We start from the raw sequence: 16,052 nt of genomic DNA on the forward strand, positions 1-16,052 counted from the left end.
GTGCTCGACGTCAACTTCTTCGACGAGCTGCGCATCGGCCTCGCGACCGCGGACGACATCCGCCAGTGGTCGCACGGTGAGGTCAAGAAGCCCGAGACGATCAACTACCGCACCCTCAAGCCGGAGAAGGACGGGCTCTTCTGCGAGAAGATCTTCGGTCCTCAGCGGGACTGGGAGTGCTACTGCGGCAAGTACAAGCGGGTCCGGTTCAAGGGCATCATCTGTGAGCGCTGCGGCGTCGAGGTGACCCGCTCCAAGGTCCGTCGGGAGCGGATGGGGCACATCGAGCTGGCCGCTCCGGTGACCCACATCTGGTACTTCAAGGGCGTGCCGAGCCGGCTGGGCTACCTGCTGGACCTCGCCCCCAAGGACCTCGAAAAGATCATTTACTTCGCCTCGTACGTCGTGACGAGCGTGGACGCCGAGGCGCGTCACCGTGACCTCTCGACGATCGAGAACGAGATCCTGGCCGAGAAGCGGCAGTCCGAGAACAGCCGCGACTCGGAGATCGAGAAGCGGGCCGCCAAGCTGGAGGCCGACCTGGCCGAGCTGGAGGCCGAGGGTGCCAAGGCGGACGTCCGGCGCAAGGTCAAGGAGGGCGGAGAGCGCGAGATGCGCCAGATCCGCGACCGGGCCCAGCGCGAGATCGACCGCCTCGACGAGGTCCTCGACACGTTCCGCAAGCTCGACTCCAAGCAGCTGGTCACCGACGAGCTGCTCTACCGCGAGCTGCGTGACCGGTTCGGCGAGTACTTCACCGGCGGCATGGGCGCCGAGGCGATCAAGGCGCTGGTCCAGAACATGGACCTCGACGCCGAGGCTGAGAACCTCCGCGAGACCATCCGCTCCGGCAAGGGCCAGCGCAAGATCCGTGCGCTCAAGCGGCTGAAGGTCGTCGCGGCGTTCCTGAACACCCGCAACTCGCCGCTGGGCATGGTGCTGGACTGCGTCCCGGTCATCCCGCCGGACCTGCGCCCGATGGTGCAGCTCGACGGTGGCCGCTTCGCGACCTCCGACCTGAACGACCTGTACCGCCGGGTGATCAACCGGAACAACCGGCTCAAGCGGCTGATCGACCTCGGCGCGCCCGAGATCATCGTCAACAACGAGAAGCGGATGCTCCAGGAGGCCGTCGACGCGCTGTTCGACAACGGCCGTCGTGGCCGGCCGGTCACCGGCCCGGGTAACCGCCCGCTCAAGTCGCTGTCCGACATGCTCAAGGGCAAGCAGGGCCGGTTCCGGCAGAACCTGCTCGGCAAGCGCGTCGACTACTCCGGCCGTTCGGTCATCGTGGTCGGCCCCAAGCTGAAGCTGCACCAGTGCGGCCTGCCCAAGCAGATGGCGCTGGAGCTGTTCAAGCCGTTCGTGATGAAGCGGCTGGTCGACCTCAACCACGCGCAGAACATCAAGTCCGCCAAGCGGATGGTCGAGCGGCAGCGCCCGGTCGTGTGGGACGTGCTGGAAGAGGTCATCGGCGAGCACCCGGTGCTGCTCAACCGCGCGCCGACGCTGCACCGCCTGGGCATCCAGGCCTTCGAGCCGCAGCTGGTCGAGGGCAAGGCGATCCAGATCCACCCGCTGGTCTGCACCGCGTTCAACGCCGACTTCGACGGTGACCAGATGGCGGTGCACGTGCCGCTGTCGGCCGAGGCCCAGGCCGAGGCGCGGATCCTGATGCTGTCGTCGAACAACATCCTCAAGCCGGCCGACGGCAAGCCGGTCACCATGCCCACCCAGGACATGGTCATCGGTCTCTACCACCTCACCCACCTGACCCCGGGTGGGATCGGCGAGGGCCGGGCGTTCAGCTCGGACGCCGAGGCGCGGATGGCCTTCGACGCGGGCGAGCTGCACCTGCAGACCCCGGTCAAGATCCGGCTGCGGGACGTGATCGGTGTCGACAACGGCAACGGCGCGGAGCCCTGGGTGGCCCCGGAGGGCTGGGTCGAGGGTGAGCCGCTGACCGTGGAGACCACGCTCGGCCGGGTCCTGTTCAACGAGACGCTGCCGCAGGGCTACCGCTTCGTGAACTACGAGATCCGCAAGGGCCAGCTCTCCGCGATCGTCAACGACCTCGCGGAGCGTTTCCCCAAGGTGGCGCTGGCCGCGACCCTGGACGGGCTCAAGGAGGCCGGTTTCCACTGGGCCACCTGGTCCGGCGTCACCATCGGCATGGAGGACGTCATCGCTCCGCCGCGCAAGCGGGAGATCCTGGAGCGGTACGAGAAGGAAGCCGACCGGATCGACAAGCAGTACCAGCGTGGTCTGATGACCGCCGAGGAGCGTCGCGGCGAACTCATCGAGATCTGGACCAAGGCGACCAACGAGGTCGCCAAGGAGATGGACACCGCGCTGCCGCAGGAGAACCCGCTGTGGAAGATGATCAACTCGGGCGCCCGCGGTAACCTGCTCCAGCTCCGGCAGATCGCGGCGATCCGTGGTCTGGTGGCCAACCCGAAGGGCGAGATCATCCCGCGACCCATCAAGGCGTCGTACCGGGAGGGTCTGTCCGTGCTGGAGTACTTCATCTCCACGCACGGTGCCCGAAAGGGTCTGGCCGACACCGCGCTGCGTACCGCCGACTCGGGTTACCTGACCCGTCGTCTGGTGGACGTCTCGCAGGACGTCATCATCCGCGAGGAGGACTGCGGCACCGACCGGGCGATCCCGATGCAGATCGGCGAGCGTCTGGAGGGTGGCCGGCTGGTCGTCCACGAGCACGCCGAGACCAGCGTGCACGCCCGTACCCTGGCCGACGACATCAAGGGGCCGGACGGCACCGTGGTGGCCCACCGGGGTCAGGACATCAACTCCATCGGGGTCGACAAGATCGTCGCCGCCGGGGTGGAGACGGTCCGGGTGCGCAGCGTGCTCACCTGCGAGTCGAAGCTGGGCGTCTGCGGTGCGTGCTACGGCCGCTCGCTGCCGACCGGCAAGACCGTGGACGTCGGCGAGGCGGTCGGCATCATCGCCGCCCAGTCGATCGGTGAGCCGGGCACGCAGCTGACGATGCGTACCTTCCACACCGGTGGTGTCGCGGGTGAGGACATCACCCAGGGTCTGCCGCGTGTCCAGGAGATCTTCGAGGCCCGTATCCCGAAGGGCAAGGCGCCCATCGCCGACACCCCGGGCCGGATCCGGATCGAGGACGGCGAGCGGTCCCGGAAGATCATCGTGGTGCCGGACGACGGCAGCGACGAGATCGTCTACGACAAGATCTCCAAGCGGGTCCGGCTGCGGACCCACGACGGGGACCACGTCGAGGTCGGCGAGAAGCTCACCGAGGGCACCATCGACCCGCACGAGCTGCTGCGCATCCTCGGCCCGCGCGCGGTCCAGGTCCACCTGACCCAGGAGGTCCAGGAGGTCTACCGCTCGCAGGGTGTGCTCATCCACGACAAGCACATCGAGATCATCATCCGCCAGATGCTCAAGCGGGTGACGGTCATCGACTCCGGCTCGACCGAGTTCCTGCCGGGTGTGCTGGTCGACCGGGCGCTGTTCGAGTCGGAGAACCGCCGGCTCGTCGGCGAGGGTGGCGAGCCCGCCGCCGGTCGTCCGGTGCTGATGGGTATCACCAAGGCCTCGCTGGCCACCGACTCCTGGCTCTCGGCGGCCTCCTTCCAGGAGACCACCCGGGTGCTGACCGACGCGGCGATCAACTCGCGCAGCGACTCGCTGGTCGGCCTCAAGGAGAACGTGATCATCGGTAAGCTCATCCCGGCCGGTACCGGCATCAGCAAGTACCGCAACGTCCGGGTCGAGCCGACCGAGGAGGCGAAGGCCAAGGTCTACTCGATGACCGGCTACCCGGAGACCGACTACGGCTTCGGGCCGGCCAGCGGCCAGGCGGTTCCGCTTGACGACTTCGACTTCGGGTCGTACCGCTGAGCACCAGTTGACGAGGAAGGCCCCCGGCGTCGCGCCGGGGGCCTTCCTCGTCACGGGGCCGGTGCCGGCGGGAAGTGTCAGGTACGGCCGGAGGGCGGGCATGATGGTGGGCATGACGACCGCTGCGGGGCAGGTGCCGTTGGCGCACCAGCCACCACGTCATCCGCTCGACCCCGACCCGGTCCGCGCCACCAAGGCCCGGGCCGTCTTCGCGCTCGGGTTGATCGGGGCGTTGACCGGGCTCTTCGTCGGCGGGGTGGTGCCCGCCACGATCGCCCTCCAGTTGGCCCGGCAGGCCCGCCGGGAGGCGTACGCCTCGGGTGGGTTCCTCACCGGTGCGGCCTGGCTGCGGCGGGGGGAGCGGTTGGCCTGGGTGGGCCTGGTGCTGGTCGCGGTCGCGGTGGTGACGCTGGTGGTGATCGGCGTGGTCCGGCTGGCCGGGTCCCCGTACGGGCAGGACTTCGCCCCGAACGTCGACTGACCCGTCGGGGTGATGATCCGGCAGGGGGCACCCGCGGTGCGCGGCGGCGGTAGCCTGGCCGGTGTCCGTCGCGTGACGGTGGACCCAGATCGCGACAGGAGGACCCCGTGACGGAACCGGCGTCGCCGTCGGGAGGCGACCCGGGCGGACCGCCCGTCGGCTCCCCGGAGCCGGCCGCGCCCGGCACCGACGCCGGGACGACCCGCCCGCCCGACCCGTGGGCCGCCGGCCCGTGGGGCGCGCCGTCCGAGCCCGGCCCGGTGCACGGCGCCGGCATCCCACCGGAGGCCACCCCCCTCGGGTACGCCCCACCGCCGATGTCCGGGGCCGGCGGCACACCATCGGGTGGCGGGCCGGCCGGTGCCGCCCCGTTCAGTGCTGCCCCCTCTAGTGCTGCCCCGTTCCGTGGTGGGCCGCCCGTCGGCGGGCCGTTCCCCGGGGCCGGGGGACCGTCGGCCGGGCCGTCGCCGTACCCCGGCCCGGGTGGAGCGATGGTGGCGGCCGGGTCGTACCCGGGACAGCCGGCGGCCGGGACGGGCTGGCCGACGCCGTCGGGGCACGGGCCGGGGCCGCTGCCACCACCGCCGCCGGAGGCCCCGCGCGCACCCAAGCGGGTCGACGCCGTGCCCGGCACCCCCTTCGGGGTGGTGCACCTGGACGTGCCAGCGGTCACCTCCGGGCCGGCGGTGGGCTCGTTGATCGCCGGCATCGGGTCGATCCTGGTGTCGTTCCTGGTGATCTGCTTCGGCGTCGGGGGAGCGCAGCTCGGTGGCGCCTGGGCGGCCGGCGCGTTCACCGTGCCGGGGGTGCTGGCCGGTACGGCGGCGATCGTCGCCGGGCTGCTGGCCCGCCGGCAGATCCGCCGGGCCGCGCCACCACCGGCGGTGCGGTTCACCGGTCGGGGCCTGGCGACGGCCGGGATCAGCTGCGGCGGGGTGGGGCTGGTGCTCAGCCTGCTGGGCCTGGGGCTGGCGTTGCTGGTGCAGTTGGCGTGACCCCCGTCGCCCGGGGGTGACGGGCTGCGACGCGCGGCAGCCGGTACACTGGACAGCCTAGGGGCCCGTCACGGGCGAGCAGGCAGGGCGCACGGCGCGACCGACGGAGTTCTGAGACCCGGCGGACCAGCCCGTTTTGACCTGCGAGGCTGTGGTAGGTACTCTTTCCCCTTGCGCCCGGGCATGCCCGGGCGACTCGTGCGTGCGCGGGATCCGGATTGATCCGGAGATCGAGCGGCCGTACGACACAGTCCACAGGACCCGGCGGGCGGACGACCACGCGCCGGTGACAGAAGCCGGTGCCACCCGCGCGAGCGACGGCACCGGGACCGCGAACCGGGCGACACACCCGACCGCGGGTACCGGGACCGCCGCGAGGCGGACCCGGTCGGAATGTAGGAGAGCCGGCCACCAGGTCGGCTAACGAGCAGACGGCGCGGTCGCGTGACGCGGCCGAAGGGAGCGGAGAAACCCGGTGCCCACCATTCAGCAGCTGGTCCGAAAGGGCCGCCAGGCCAAGACGACCAAGACCAAGACCCCGGCGCTGAAGGGATCCCCTCAGCGGCGCGGTGTGTGCACCCGCGTGTACACCACCACCCCCAAGAAGCCGAACTCGGCGCTCCGCAAGGTCGCGCGTGTCAAGCTCAGCAGCCAGATCGAGGTGACCGCCTACATCCCGGGCGTGGGTCACAACCTTCAGGAGCACTCGATCGTGCTCGTTCGCGGCGGCCGGGTGAAGGACCTCCCCGGCGTGCGTTACAAGATCGTCCGCGGCTCGCTGGACACCCAGGGTGTCCGCAACCGCAAGCAGGCGCGCAGCCGGTACGGCGCGAAGAAGGAGAAGAGCTGACATGCCGCGTAAGGGACCCGCTCCGCGGAAGCCGCTGGTCGCTGACCCGGTGTACAACTCGCCGCTGGTCACCCAGCTGGTCAACAAGATCCTGATGCGCGGCAAGCGGCAGCTCGCCGAGCGCATCGTGTACGCCGCCCTGGAGGGCTGCCGCGAGAAGAGCGGCACCGACCCGGTCGTCACCCTCAAGCGCGCGATGGACAACGTCAAGCCGACCCTGGAGGTGCGCAGCCGCCGGGTCGGTGGCGCCACCTACCAGGTGCCGGTCGAGGTCCGTCCGGCCCGGGCGACCACCCTCGGTCTGCGCTGGCTGGTCACGTACTCCAAGGCCCGCCGCGAGAAGACCATGGTCGAGCGGCTGATGAACGAGCTGCTCGACGCGAGCAACGGTCTGGGCGCCGCCGTCAAGCGGCGCGAGGACACCCACAAGATGGCGGAGTCCAACAAGGCCTTCGCGCACTACCGCTGGTAACAGCCTGGTTCCGGCGCCGGACCGGCGCCGGAACCGCCACCGGTCGAGTCGAGACGACGATAAGTAGGGATTGAAGTGGCCGCCGCAGACGCGCTCGCCAACGTACGCAACATCGGCATCATGGCGCACATCGATGCCGGTAAGACCACGACCACCGAGCGGATCCTGTTCTACACCGGTATCACCTACAAGATCGGTGAGGTCCACGAGGGCGCTGCCGTCATGGACTGGATGGAGCAGGAGCAGGAGCGTGGTATCACCATCACCTCCGCTGCCACCAAGTGTGAGTGGAAGGGCCACACGATCCAGATCATCGACACGCCCGGTCACGTCGACTTCACGGTCGAGGTCGAGCGGTCGTTGCGGGTGCTGGACGGTGCGGTCGCGGTCTACGACGGCGTGGCCGGCGTGGAGCCGCAGACGGAGAACGTCTGGCGGCAGGCCGACAAGTACCACGTCCCGCGGATGTGCTTCGTCAACAAGCTCGACCGTACGGGCGCGGACTTCTTCCGCTGCGTCCAGATGATGATCGACCGGCTCAACGCCACCCCGCTGGTGCTCCAGATCCCGATCGGGCTCGAGGGCGACCACATCGGTGTCGTCGACCTGATCGGCATGCGCGCCCTCACCTGGCGCGGGGAGACCCAGAAGGGTGAGGACTACGCCATCGAGGAGATCCCGGCCGACCTGGCCGACTCCGCGGCCGAGTGGCGCGAGAAGCTGATGGAGACCCTGGCCGACGTCGACGACGCGGTGATGGAGAAGTACCTGGAGGGCGAGGAGATCTCCGTCGAGGAGATCAAGGCCGCCATCCGGCGGGCCACCATCGCCAGCAAGGCCAACCCGGTGCTGTGCGGCTCGGCGTTCAAGAACAAGGGCGTGCAGCCCATGCTCGACGCCGTGGTCGACTTCCTGCCGTCGCCGCTGGACGTGCCGGCCATCGAGGGCACCGCGACCGACGGCGAGACGCCGTTGCAGCGTAAGCCGTCGAAGGCGGAGCCCTTCTCCGGCCTGGCCTTCAAGATCCAGACCGACAAGCACCTCGGCAAGCTCACCTACGTCCGGGTCTACTCCGGCGTGGTCGAGACCGGTAACCAGGTGGTGAACTCCACCAAGGACCGCAAGGAGCGGATCGGCAAGATCTACCAGATGCACGCCAACAAGCGGGAAGAGCGCGGCTCGGCCCAGGCTGGCGACATCATCGCGGTGCAGGGTCTCAAGCAGACCACCACCGGTGACACCCTCTGCGACCCGGCGAACCCGGTCATCCTGGAGTCGATGACCTTCCCCGAGCCGGTCATCGAGGTGGCGATCGAGCCGAAGACCAAGGCCGACCAGGAGAAGCTCAGCACCGCCATCCAGCGGCTGGCCGAGGAGGACCCGACCTTCCGCGTCAAGCTGGACGAGGAGACCGGTCAGACGGTCATCGCCGGCATGGGCGAGCTGCACCTGGACATCCTGGTCGACCGGATGCGCCGCGAGTTCAACGTCGAGGCGAACATCGGCAAGCCGCAGGTGGCGTACCGCGAGACGATCCGCCGCAAGGTGGACAAGATCGAGTACACCCACAAGAAGCAGACCGGTGGCTCCGGCCAGTACGCCCGCGTCATCGTGAGCATCGAGCCGCTGCCGCTGGACAACGAGTCGCCGACCTACGAGTTCGCCAACGCCGTCACCGGTGGCCGCATCCCCCGGGAGTTCATCCCGTCGGTGGACGCCGGTGCGCAGGACGCCATGCAGTACGGCATCCTGGCGGGCTTCCCGCTGGTCGGTGTCAAGCTGACCCTGCTGGATGGCCAGTACCACGAGGTCGACTCGTCCGAAATGGCATTCAAGATCGCCGGCTCGATGGTGATGAAGGAGGCGGCCCGCAAGGCCGACCCCGCGCTCCTCGAACCGATGATGGCCGTTGAGGTCACCACTCCCGAGGAGAACATGGGTGACGTCATCGGCGACCTCAACTCCCGCCGTGGCATCATCCAGGCGATGGAGGAGCGCAGCGGCGCCCGCATCGTGAGGGCCCTGGTGCCGTTGTCGGAGATGTTCGGCTACGTCGGCGACCTGCGGTCGAAGACCCAGGGCCGGGCAAGCTACAGCATGCAGTTCGACTCCTACGCCGAGGTGCCGCAGAGCGTGGCGAAGGAGATCATCGCCAAGGCGACGGGTGAGTGACGCTCACCTGCTGCTGATCCGGTGAGCCGGGGCCGGTCGCGGACGGGAGTCCCGCCCGCGACCACCTCGGTCGGGTTGTGTGAATCCGGGCCTGTAGGCTTCATCGCCGCAGAACCCACCAAGCTCTCCGGCCGCAGGCCGGAAAGGCTGTCGACAGAGTCCTAAGCGCCGTCCGGCGCGCCGGGGCGAGAAGAACCAAGAAGTCCACAGGAGGACACCAGTGGCGAAGGCGAAGTTCGAGCGGACTAAGCCGCACGTCAACATCGGCACCATTGGTCACATCGACCACGGTAAGACGACGCTGACGGCGGCCATCACGAAGGTCCTGCACGACCAGTACCCGGACCTCAACCCGTACACGCCGTTCGACGAGATCGACAAGGCGCCGGAGGAGAAGGCCCGCGGTATCACGATCTCGATCGCACACGTCGAGTACCAGACCGAGGCGCGGCACTACGCGCACGTCGACTGCCCCGGGCACGCCGACTACATCAAGAACATGATCACCGGTGCCGCGCAGATGGACGGCGCGATCCTGGTGGTCGCCGCGACCGACGGCCCGATGCCGCAGACCCGCGAGCACGTGCTGCTGGCCCGTCAGGTCGGTGTGCCGTACATCGTCGTGGCGCTCAACAAGAGCGACATGGTCGACGACGAGGAACTCCTGGAGCTCGTCGAGCTCGAGGTCCGCGAGCTGCTCTCGGCGCAGGAGTACCCGGGTGACGACCTGCCGGTCGTCCGGGTCTCGGCGCTGAAGGCCCTCGAGGGTGACCCCGAGTGGACCGGCCGCCTGCTGGAGCTGATGAACGCGGTCGACACCGCGATCCCGCAGCCCGAGCGGGAGACCGAGAAGCCGTTCCTGATGCCGATCGAGGACGTCTTCACGATCACCGGTCGTGGCACCGTCGTCACCGGTCGCGCCGAGCGCGGCATCCTCAAGCCGAACGAGGAGGTGGAGATCGTCGGCATCCGCGAGAAGTCGCAGAAGACGGTCTGCACCGGCATCGAGATGTTCCGCAAGCTGCTCGACGAGGCCCGCGCGGGCGAGAACGTCGGTCTGCTGCTGCGTGGCATCAAGCGCGAGGACGTCGAGCGCGGCATGGTGGTCGTCAAGCCGGGCACCAGCACCCCGCACACGGAGTTCGAGGCGACGGTCTACATCCTCTCCAAGGAGGAGGGCGGCCGGCACACCCCGTTCTTCCAGAACTACCGCCCGCAGTTCTACTTCCGCACCACCGACGTCACCGGTGTCGTCACCCTCCCCGAGGGCACCGAGATGGTCATGCCGGGCGACAACACCACGATGGCCGTCAAGCTCATCCAGCCCATCGCGATGGAGGACAACCTCAAGTTCGCGATCCGCGAGGGTGGTCGTACGGTCGGCGCGGGTCGCGTCACCAAGATCATCAAGTGACCCAGGTAACCCCGATTAGCGTCGCCGCCGGTCGTGCGGCATACTAGTCAGGTTGCGTAACGACGGTTAGTCGCCCGTGTCCGGCGAAAGCTGGACCTCCGGGAAGACCAACAGTCGCGCGTAGGGTGGTTGATCGCCCCTGGCGGTCAACCACCCTCGCACGGCGTCCAGATCGCTGTGATGCGATCGGCGCCTTGACCCACCGCGTGGTCAGAGAGTCGCTCCGGAGTCCCGGGGCGGAGCCTGGTCCGAGGGCGCGACACGCCCGACCGCGGGGGTCGGCGAAGTGGGCCTGTGCCAGCCGGTACAGGTGCCCGCAACACAGCGGCATCGAGAGAAGGAACAGAAGCCACCATGGCGGGACAGAAGATCCGCATCCGGCTCAAGGCCTATGACCACGAGGTCGTCGACTCCTCGGCGCGGAAGATCGTCGAGACGGTGACGCGCACCGGGGCGCAGGTCGCGGGCCCGGTGCCGCTGCCCACGGAGATCAACCGTTTCTGCGTCATCCGCTCGCCGCACAAGTACAAGGACTCGCGCGAGCACTTCGAGATGCGTACGCACAAGCGGCTGATCGACATCATCGACCCGACCCCGAAGACGGTCGACTCGCTCATGCGCCTCGACCTGCCGGCTGGCGTCGACATCGAGATCAAGCTGTAGGGACCGGACAAATGGACAGGCAAGTCAAGGGGATCCTGGGCGCAAAGCTCGGCATGACCCAGGTCTGGGACAACAACAAGGTTGTCCCCGTGACCGTGGTTCAGGCCGGCCCCTGCGTCGTCAGCCAGGTTCGTAGCGCCGAGAAGGACGGTTACTCCGCGGTCCAGCTCGCCTACGGCACGATCGACCCGCGCAAGGCCAAGAAGCCGCTCGCCGGGCACTACGCCAAGGCGGACGTGGCGCCGCGCCGGCACATCGTCGAGCTGCGCACCACCGATGCCGCGGACTACTCGCTCGGCCAGGAGGTCACGGTCGAGGAGTTCCCGGTCGGCGTGGTCATCGACGTCACCGGCAAGACCAAGGGCAAGGGCTACGCCGGCCCGATGAAGCGGCACGGCTTCCACGGTCTGCGGGCCAGCCACGGTGTCGAGCGCAAGCACCGCTCGCCGGGCTCCATCGGCGCCTGCGCGACCCCGGGTCGCGTCTTCAAGGGCACCCGGATGGCGGGCCGGATGGGTGGCATGCGCTACACCGTCCAGAACCTGACCGTCCAGGCGGTCGACACCGAGAACAACCTCCTGCTCGTCCGTGGTGCCATTCCCGGCCCCAAGGGCGCGCTGGTCCTGGTCCGCACCGCGGCCAAGACGAAGGCGAAGAAGGGCGGTGTGGCCAAGTGACCACCGTTGACGTCCTCAACGTCGAAGGCGCCAAGAGCGGCTCCGTCGAGCTGCCGGCCGACATCTTCGACGTCCAGGCCAACATCGCGCTGATGCACCAGGTCGTGGTGGCTCAGCTCGCGGCGGCCCGGCAGGGCACCCACAAGGCCAAGTCCCGTGGCGAGGTCTCCGGCGGCGGCAAGAAGCCGTACAAGCAGAAGGGCACCGGTCGTGCCCGGCAGGGCTCGATCCGCGCGCCGCAGTTCGCCGGCGGTGGCGTGGTCCACGGCCCGGTGCCGCGCGACTACAGCCAGCGGACCCCGAAGAAGATGAAGGCCGCCGCCCTGCGTGGCGCCCTCTCCGACCGGGCCCGCGCCGGCCAGGTGCACGTCGTCGAGACCTTCGTCTCGGGCGAGAAGCCGTCGACCAAGGCGGCCCTGGCCACCCTGGCCAAGCTGACCGGGGCCCGGCGGGTGCTGGTCGTGCTGAGCAGCACCGACGAGCTGAACTGGGTGTCGCTGCGCAACGAGCCGCGGGTGCACCTGATCGAGTCCGGCCAGCTCAACACGTACGACGTGCTGGTGGCCGACGACGTGGTCTTCAGCAAGGACGCCCTGGACGAGTTCCTGGGCGTGCCCGCGGAGGCCGGCCCTGCGGCCGAGTCCGCCGCCGAGACCACCGAGGAGGGTGGCAAGTGAGCACGATCGCCGACCCGCGGGACGTCATCGTCGCGCCGGTCGTCTCGGAGAAGAGCTACAGCGAGCTGAACCGGAACTGGTACACCTTCCTGGTGCACCCGGACGCGAACAAGACCGAGATCAAGATCGCTATCCAGCAGATCTTCAACGTCCGCGTCCTGACGGTCAACACGCTCAACCGCCAGGGCAAGCGCAAGCGCACCAAGACCGGCTTCGGTCAGCGCAAGGCGACCAAGCGGGCGATCGTGAAGCTGGCTGACGGTGACCGTATCGAGGCCTTCGGCGGCCCGGTCAGCTGAGGGGTGTAGACAATGGCTATCCGTAAGTACAAGCCGACGACGCCGGGCCGACGCGGCTCCAGCGTCGCCGACTTCGCCGAGATCACCCGGTCCACGCCGGAGAAGTCCCTGCTGGCCCCGCTGCCGAAGAAGGGCGGACGCAACGCCCACGGCCGGATCACCGCCCGGCACCACGGCGGCGGCCACAAGCGGCAGTACCGCCTGATCGACTTCAAGCGGGTCGACAAGGACGGCGTGCCGGCGAAGGTCGCGCACATCGAGTACGACCCGAACCGCACCGCGCGCATCGCGCTGCTGCACTACGCCGACGGCGAGAAGCGCTACATCCTCGCGCCGAAGGACATGAAGCAGGGCGACCGGGTCGAGTCCGGGCCGGGTGCCGACATCAAGCCGGGCAACAACCTGCCGCTGCGCAACATCCCGGTCGGTACCACGATCCACAACGTGGAGCTGCGTCCGGGCGGCGGCGCCAAGCTGGCCCGTTCGGCAGGCGTCGGCATCCAGCTGCTCGGCCGGGAGGGCGTCTACGCGACCCTGCGTATGCCGTCCGGCGAGATCCGGCGGGTCGACGTGCGCTGCCGTGCCAGCGTCGGCGAGATCGGCAACGCCGACCAGTCGAACATCAACTGGGGCAAGGCCGGCCGGATGCGGTGGAAGGGCAAGCGCCCGACCGTCCGTGGTGTCGCGATGAACCCGGTCGACCACCCGCACGGTGGTGGTGAGGGTAAGACCTCCGGTGGTCGCCACCCGGTGAACCCGCAGGGTAAGCCCGAGGGCCGCACCCGTCGTAAGGGCCAGCCGAGCGACCGGCTGATCGTCCGCCGCCGCTACGCCACGCGTAAGCGCGGCTGAGGGAGATAGAGCATGCCTCGCAGCCTGAAGAAGGGCCCGTTCGTCGACGACCACCTGCTCAAGAAGGTGGAGACGCAGAACGACAAGGGCTCGAAGAACGTCATCAAGACCTGGTCGCGCCGTTCGACGATCATCCCCGAGATGCTCGGGCACACGATCGCCGTGCACGACGGACGTAAGCACGTCCCGGTGTTCGTGACCGAGGCCATGGTCGGGCACAAGCTCGGCGAGTTCGCGCTGACCCGCACGTTCAAGGGTCACGAGAAGGACGACCGGAAGAGCCGCCGGCGCTGACGCCGCGGGCATACGGATAGAGGAACAAGGGGTTACAGCGATGCCAGGAAAGGGCGACGCTCCGGTGCTTCCGGGCGCGCGGGCGGTTGCGCGACACGTGCGCATCTCGCCGATGAAGGCGCGCCGGGTGGTCAACCTCGTCCGCGGCCTGCCCGCGAAGGAGGCGCTCACGGTGCTGCAGTTCGCGCCGCAGGCGGCGAGCGAGCAGGTGTACAAGGTGCTCGCGAGCGCGATCGCCAACGCGGAGAACAACGAGCGGCTGGACCCCGACGCGCTGCTCGTCAGCGAGGCGTTCGTCGACGAGGGCCCGACGATGAAGCGGTTCCGGCCGCGGGCGCAGGGCCGGGCGTACCGGATCCGCAAGCGCACCTGCCACATCACCGTGGCGGTCGAGGCGGTCGCGCCGGCCGCGCCGAAGAAGTCCGCGGCGAAGAAGGCGGCGCCGGCGCAGCAGGCCGAGCCCGCGGCGACCGAGAGCAAGACGGAGGGTGCCGAGTAATGGGTCAGAAGGTTCACCCCACTGGGTTCCGGCTCGGCATCTCGACCGACTGGAAGTCCCGCTGGTTCGCCGACAAGCTCTACAAGGACTACATCGGCGAGGACGTCAAGATCCGCCGGATGATGTCCAAGGGTCTTGAGCGGGCCGGCATCTCCAAGGTCGACATCGAGCGGACCCGGGACCGGGTCCGGGTCGACATCCACACCGCCCGGCCGGGCATCGTCATCGGCCGTAAGGGTGCGGAGGCCGACCGGATCCGCGGCGAGCTGGAGAAGCTCACCGGCAAGCAGGTGCAGCTGAACATCATCGAGGTCAAGAACCCCGAGTCGGACGCGCAGCTGGTCGCCCAGGGTGTCGCCGAGCAGCTCTCCAGCCGGGTCAGCTTCCGTCGGGCCATGCGCAAGTCGATGCAGTCGGCGATGAAGAACCCCGTCTGCAAGGGCATCCGGGTGCAGGTCTCGGGCCGTCTCGGCGGCGCCGAGATGAGCCGGACGGAGTTCTACCGCGAGGGTCGGGTTCCGCTGCACACGCTGCGGGCCAACATCGAGTACGGCTTCTTCGAGGCCCGTACCACCTTCGGCCGGATCGGCGTGAAGGTCTGGATCTACAAGGGCGACGCCGTGCCGGGCCGGGAGGCTCCGGCCGAGGCCGGTCCGTCCCGCCCGCGTCGTGGTGAGCGTGGCGACCGGCCCGAGCGGCCGCGTCGTGGCCGGTCGGGTTCGTCGGGTACGACCGCCGGCGGTACCGAGGCCGGCCGGGCTGCCGCGACCACCATCGCGCAGCAGGCCGAGACGCCGAGTGGCGAGCCGGTCGACAGCTCCGCTGTCGCCGCAGCCGCCACCCAGCCGGCAGAAACGCAGCAGGAGGGCTGACAGATGCTGATGCCGCGCAAGCCCCCGAAGGGCTTCCGCAAGCCGCACCACCCGGACCGCCACGGCGCGTCCAAGGGCGGTAACCGGGTGGTGTTCGGCGAGTTCGGAATCCAGGCTCTCGAGCCGGCGTACGTGACCAACCGGCAGATCGAGTCGGCACGTATCGCCATGACCCGGCACATCAAGCGTGGCGGCAAGGTGTGGATCACGGTCTTCCCGGACCAGGCCCTCACCAAGAAGCCGGCCGAGACCCGGATGGGTTCCGGCAAGGGCTCGCCCGAGTGGTGGGTCGCGAACGTCAAGCCGGGGCGGGTTCTCTTCGAGATGTCCTTCCCCAACGAGCAGATCGCGCGAGAGGCGATGCGTCGCGCGATCCACAAGCTCCCGATGAAGTGCCGCATTGTTACGCGCGAAGTGGGTGAATCCTGATGGCAGCGGGCGTCAAGCCCTCCGAGCTGCGTGAACTCTCCGAGGAGGAGCTGGTCACGAAGCTGCGCGAGGCCAAGGCGGAGCTGTTCAACCTCCGCGTGCAGGCCGCGACCGGTCAGCTGGACAACAACCGGCGGCTGCAGGTCATCCGTCGGGAGATCGCCCGGATCTACACGATCATGCGTGAGCGCGAGCTGGGTCTCTCGGCCGCGCCGACTGAGGTGACTGCATCATGAGTGAGACCGAGAACACCGCCACCACCGTGCGGGCCCGCCGTAAGGTCCGTGAGGGCCTGGTGGTCAGCGACAAGATGGACAAGACCGTCGTGGTCGAGGTCGAGGACCGGGTCAAGCACGCGCTGTACGGCAAGATCATGCGCCGTACCAGCAAGCTGAAGGTCCACGACGAGCAGAACGCTGCCGGCATCGGTGACCGGGTCCTGATCATGGAGACCCGGCCGCTGTCCGCCACCAAGCGTTGGCGGATCGTGGAGATCCTCGAGAAGGCCAAGTAGC

General features: G+C 68.9%; 18 protein-coding genes. All 18 read left to right on the plus strand.

Translation table 11 applies throughout. From position 1 onward, the window contains the following. Positions 1 to 3,891 carry a DNA-directed RNA polymerase subunit beta' gene (locus ACWCHM_RS00005; protein WP_088644796.1) on the plus strand — a complete coding sequence of 1,297 codons (3,891 nt, stop codon included), beginning with the start codon at positions 1 to 3 and terminating at the stop codon, positions 3,889 to 3,891. A gap of 112 nt (positions 3,892 to 4,003) precedes the next feature. Then, positions 4,004 to 4,372, plus strand: coding sequence for a hypothetical protein (locus tag ACWCHM_RS00010; RefSeq protein WP_421490054.1), 369 nt, complete (start codon positions 4,004 to 4,006; stop codon positions 4,370 to 4,372). A gap of 623 nt (positions 4,373 to 4,995) precedes the next feature. After that, positions 4,996 to 5,367: a DUF4190 domain-containing protein gene (locus ACWCHM_RS00015; RefSeq protein WP_145923052.1), complete on the plus strand. Its 372-nt coding sequence runs from the start codon at positions 4,996 to 4,998 to the stop codon at positions 5,365 to 5,367. A gap of 475 nt (positions 5,368 to 5,842) precedes the next feature. Continuing rightward, positions 5,843 to 6,217 carry a 30S ribosomal protein S12 gene (rpsL, locus tag ACWCHM_RS00020; RefSeq protein WP_007465318.1) on the plus strand — a complete coding sequence of 125 codons (375 nt, stop codon included), beginning with the start codon at positions 5,843 to 5,845 and terminating at the stop codon, positions 6,215 to 6,217. A gap of 1 nt (position 6,218) precedes the next feature. Continuing rightward, positions 6,219 to 6,689 (plus strand): 30S ribosomal protein S7, encoded by a 471-nt coding sequence (rpsG, locus tag ACWCHM_RS00025; protein WP_088647009.1) that lies wholly within the window; start codon positions 6,219 to 6,221, stop codon positions 6,687 to 6,689. A 75-nt stretch (positions 6,690 to 6,764) separates the two neighbouring features. Then, positions 6,765 to 8,861 carry an elongation factor G gene (gene fusA / locus ACWCHM_RS00030; RefSeq protein ID WP_204924854.1) on the plus strand — a complete coding sequence of 699 codons (2,097 nt, stop codon included), beginning with the start codon at positions 6,765 to 6,767 and terminating at the stop codon, positions 8,859 to 8,861. 220 nt (positions 8,862 to 9,081) lie between these two features. Next, positions 9,082 to 10,275: an elongation factor Tu gene (gene tuf / locus ACWCHM_RS00035; RefSeq protein WP_204924855.1), complete on the plus strand. Its 1,194-nt coding sequence runs from the start codon at positions 9,082 to 9,084 to the stop codon at positions 10,273 to 10,275. A 354-nt stretch (positions 10,276 to 10,629) separates the two neighbouring features. Beyond that, on the plus strand, positions 10,630 to 10,938 hold the full coding sequence (gene rpsJ, locus ACWCHM_RS00040) for a 30S ribosomal protein S10 (protein ID WP_007073037.1): 309 nt from the start codon (positions 10,630 to 10,632) through the stop codon (positions 10,936 to 10,938). 11 nt (positions 10,939 to 10,949) lie between these two features. Beyond that, a complete protein-coding gene (gene rplC / locus ACWCHM_RS00045) occupies positions 10,950 to 11,615 on the plus strand; it encodes a 50S ribosomal protein L3 (RefSeq protein WP_454221215.1) in 666 nt (221 codons plus the stop codon). Further along, positions 11,612 to 12,292, plus strand: a complete 681-nt coding sequence (gene rplD, locus ACWCHM_RS00050; protein WP_204957693.1) for a 50S ribosomal protein L4 — start codon at positions 11,612 to 11,614, stop codon at positions 12,290 to 12,292. The genes rplC and rplD overlap by 4 nt, the downstream gene beginning before the upstream one ends. Continuing rightward, the gene (gene rplW / locus ACWCHM_RS00055) at positions 12,289 to 12,591 is read left to right on the plus strand and encodes a 50S ribosomal protein L23 (protein WP_067301418.1); all 303 of its coding nucleotides are present in this window, start codon (positions 12,289 to 12,291) and stop codon (positions 12,589 to 12,591) included. The genes rplD and rplW overlap by 4 nt, the downstream gene beginning before the upstream one ends. A 12-nt stretch (positions 12,592 to 12,603) precedes the next feature. Further along, positions 12,604 to 13,443: a 50S ribosomal protein L2 gene (rplB, locus tag ACWCHM_RS00060; RefSeq protein WP_204957694.1), complete on the plus strand. Its 840-nt coding sequence runs from the start codon at positions 12,604 to 12,606 to the stop codon at positions 13,441 to 13,443. Positions 13,444 to 13,455: 12 nt separating this feature from the next. Continuing rightward, the gene (rpsS, locus tag ACWCHM_RS00065; protein ID WP_007073032.1) at positions 13,456 to 13,737 is read left to right on the plus strand and encodes a 30S ribosomal protein S19; all 282 of its coding nucleotides are present in this window, start codon (positions 13,456 to 13,458) and stop codon (positions 13,735 to 13,737) included. Between the two features lie 40 nt (positions 13,738 to 13,777). After that, positions 13,778 to 14,236 carry a 50S ribosomal protein L22 gene (rplV, locus tag ACWCHM_RS00070; RefSeq protein ID WP_088647002.1) on the plus strand — a complete coding sequence of 153 codons (459 nt, stop codon included), beginning with the start codon at positions 13,778 to 13,780 and terminating at the stop codon, positions 14,234 to 14,236. Next, positions 14,236 to 15,108, plus strand: a complete 873-nt coding sequence (gene rpsC / locus ACWCHM_RS00075) for a 30S ribosomal protein S3 (protein ID WP_088647001.1) — start codon at positions 14,236 to 14,238, stop codon at positions 15,106 to 15,108. Before rplV ends, rpsC begins: the two co-directional genes overlap by 1 nt. 3 nt (positions 15,109 to 15,111) lie before the next feature. Next, on the plus strand, positions 15,112 to 15,537 hold the full coding sequence (gene rplP / locus ACWCHM_RS00080) for a 50S ribosomal protein L16 (RefSeq protein WP_088647000.1): 426 nt from the start codon (positions 15,112 to 15,114) through the stop codon (positions 15,535 to 15,537). Further along, positions 15,537 to 15,773, plus strand: a complete 237-nt coding sequence (rpmC, locus tag ACWCHM_RS00085; RefSeq protein WP_013288628.1) for a 50S ribosomal protein L29 — start codon at positions 15,537 to 15,539, stop codon at positions 15,771 to 15,773. Before rplP ends, rpmC begins: the two co-directional genes overlap by 1 nt. Then, a complete protein-coding gene (gene rpsQ, locus ACWCHM_RS00090; RefSeq protein ID WP_088646999.1) occupies positions 15,770 to 16,051 on the plus strand; it encodes a 30S ribosomal protein S17 in 282 nt (93 codons plus the stop codon). Before rpmC ends, rpsQ begins: the two co-directional genes overlap by 4 nt. Position 16,052 lies beyond the last annotated feature (1 nt).

The organism is Micromonospora sp. SCSIO 07396 (assembly GCF_053667945.1).